Genomic DNA, 2,625 nt, shown 5'->3' on the forward strand with positions numbered 1-2,625 from the left:
AGTCGCTAAGGAGTTGAAATGGGACGCACAAAATCACAACCAGTTGAACTAGTGGAAGATGCACCGCTGACCGATGGTCTCAGTGTCAGTCTTAATGCTATGTCCGAACATCGCCTCGAAATCATGCAGCAGTTTGGTGATGGCCTGCCGTATGAACGTGATCGTATTGTCCATGAAACACGTTTTTATATGGCTCAGAGTGCTGAAGCCATGCTGGAGGCGGGTAAACGACTGGTAATTCTCAAAGAAAATGAACCACATGGTGACTTCATCGACATCGTTGAGTCTCAGTTGTCCCTATCCAAACGTACCGCGCAGGTGATGATGCAAGCATCCCTCAAATATTTGTCTCCCAAGCTTGAACCAAAAGCGCAAGCGCTTGCGCTTTTGGGTAAAACAAAGCTGTTTGAGTTGATGACGGAAGATGACGAAGACCTCGTCGAATTAGCCGATGGCGGCACGATTGCTGGTATGAGCCTCGATGATATTGATCGCATGACAAGCCGCGAACTGAAAGCGGCCCTACGCGAAGCGCGTCAAACCAACGTAGCACAACAGCGCGTGCTTGCCGACAAAAACGAAAAAATCGACTCGCTCTCCACAAAACTGGAGAAGAAATCCCGTATCCAGCCGCCCAAGCCTGACGAAGAGGTGAAGAAGCTGCGTGCGGAAGTTACAGCGTTAGCGGTTGAGGCGGAATCTGCCATCGCCGTTCGACTGTCCAGCGCCTTTGAGACCCTGTGCGCATACTGTGCTGAAAATATGATTGATACCCCCAGAGACTTTATGGCCGGTCTGGTCTGCCAGTTGGAAAGCACCGCGCGTAGCCTGCGCTCCACATTTGACCTGCCGGACGAGCCGACAGGCAACGCCGCCCCTTCATGGCTGACTGACCCGACGCCAGAGATTAACGGGCAGGAGGCATAACCCATGAGTGCCGCCCTGACTGAACGACTGGTTTATGTTGCCCGCGCGGCACGTGACGCGGGGCATGGTAAGCGTGGTGCGATATATGATGCCGCCTGCGCCGAACTGGGCATTTCCCGCGCCACCCTGCTGCGCAAGCTGAAGGAGGTATCAGTGACTGACAAACGTAAAAAACGCGCCGATGCCGGGCGCAGTGCCCTGAGCCGCGACGAAGCCGCGCTGATATCTGCCACGCTGCGCGAGGCCACCCGTAAGAACGGTAAGCGCCTGTATTCCATCGCGGATGCGGTGGAGACCCTGCGGTCAAACGGCTTTATCACTGCTGGCAGAACGGACGAGGCCACAGGCGAGTTTTTCCCGCTGTCCGAGGACACCATCAGCCGCGCCCTGCGGAACTATGGTCTGCACCCGGAACAGCTTGACGCACCGGCCCCGTCGTCCGAGATGGCCAGCCTGCATCCCAATCACGTCTGGGAGATTGATGCCTCACTTTGTACGCTTTACTACCTGAGCAACGGCCATAAAGGGTTGCAGGTGATGGACAGCTCGAAGTTCTACAAGAACAAGCCTGCCAACATCGCCCGCATCGCCAGTGACCGCGTGTGGAGTTACGAGATTACCGACCATACCAGCGGCTGGATTTACGTTGAGTACGTGATGGGTGCGGAATCTGGTGAGAACCTCTGTTCTGTGCTTATCAACGCCATGCAGGAGCGCGGCGGCGCGGACGTGCTACACGGCGTGCCGAAAATACTCTACCTTGATCCCGGTTCGGCGAACACCGCTGGCATGACGAAAAACATGTGCCGCTCGCTGGGCATCAATCTGATAGCGCACAAGCCGCATAACGCCCGCGCCACCGGGCAGGTGGAAAAGGCCCGTGACATTATCGAACGTAAACTGGAGCCGGGTCTCAAATTCCAGCCGGTTCATAGCCTGGACGAACTGAACGCGCTGGCGGTGAAATGGCGCAGCCACTTTAACGCCACGGCGGTCCACAGCCGCCACGGTAAAACCCGCACGGATATCTGGCTGAAGATTACTGCTGACCAGCTGAAAAAAGCGCCATCCGTTGAGGTTTGCCGCGAACTGGCGGTGGCCGCACCGGAACTCCGTAAGGTCACACCAAAACTGCGCGTCTCGTTCCGGGGCAATGAGTTTGACGTTTCGACGGTACCGGGCGTACTGGTCGGCGAAAAACTGATGATTACCCGTAACCCGTGGCGCAGCGATGTGGCGCAGGTGGTGCTGACCGGTGAGGACGGTCACGAGACGTTCTTCCTGGTCGAGGAGGTCAGAAAGAACGAGTTCGGCTTTGCCGAAAGCGCGGCGGTATTTGGCGAAAACTACAAAGCCCTGCCGGAGACCCCGGCGCAGACGGCGGCAAAAGAAATCGAAGAGCTGGTTACGGGCACCGATAACGCCACCGATGCAGCAGCTGCACGCAAGGCGAAGGCGCTGCCGTTCGGCGGGCGACTTGACCCGTACAAACATATCGACGGCACCACGCTTCCGGCCTATATGCCGAAGCGCGGTCAGGCTTCAGACGTGCGCGGGCCGCGTATTGAGCAGCGTCCGCTGACCCATGTGGAGGCGGCGAAAGCCCTGCGCGAGAAGTTTGGCGCTAACGGCCATATCTGGACGCCGGAACATTACCGCCAGTTAACGGCGCAGTACCCGGATGGCGTACCTAACGGC

At 57.4% G+C, this 2,625-nt stretch carries 2 protein-coding genes; both read left to right on the top strand.

Annotated features, from left to right (window positions below; genetic code table 11):
- Positions 1 to 18 precede the first annotated feature (18 nt).
- The gene (locus tag QRY16_RS21675) at positions 19 to 927 is read left to right on the top strand and encodes a DUF3102 domain-containing protein (protein ID WP_289778019.1); all 909 of its coding nucleotides are present in this window, start codon (positions 19 to 21) and stop codon (positions 925 to 927) included.
- A 3-nt stretch (positions 928 to 930) separates the two neighbouring features.
- On the top strand, positions 931 to 2,625 hold a 1,695-nt coding region (locus tag QRY16_RS21680; protein ID WP_289778020.1), incomplete at its 3' end, for a DDE-type integrase/transposase/recombinase.

This window comes from Mixta mediterraneensis (genome assembly GCF_030283135.1).
In the GTDB taxonomy this organism is placed as follows: Bacteria; Pseudomonadota; Gammaproteobacteria; order Enterobacterales; family Enterobacteriaceae; genus Pantoea; species Pantoea mediterraneensis.

Bases quoted from the DNA above. Each gene is read 5' to 3' on its own strand.
- QRY16_RS21675 (WP_289778019.1), top strand. From the start codon at position 19: ATGGGACGCACAAAATCACAACCAGTTGAACTAGTGGAAGATGCACCG.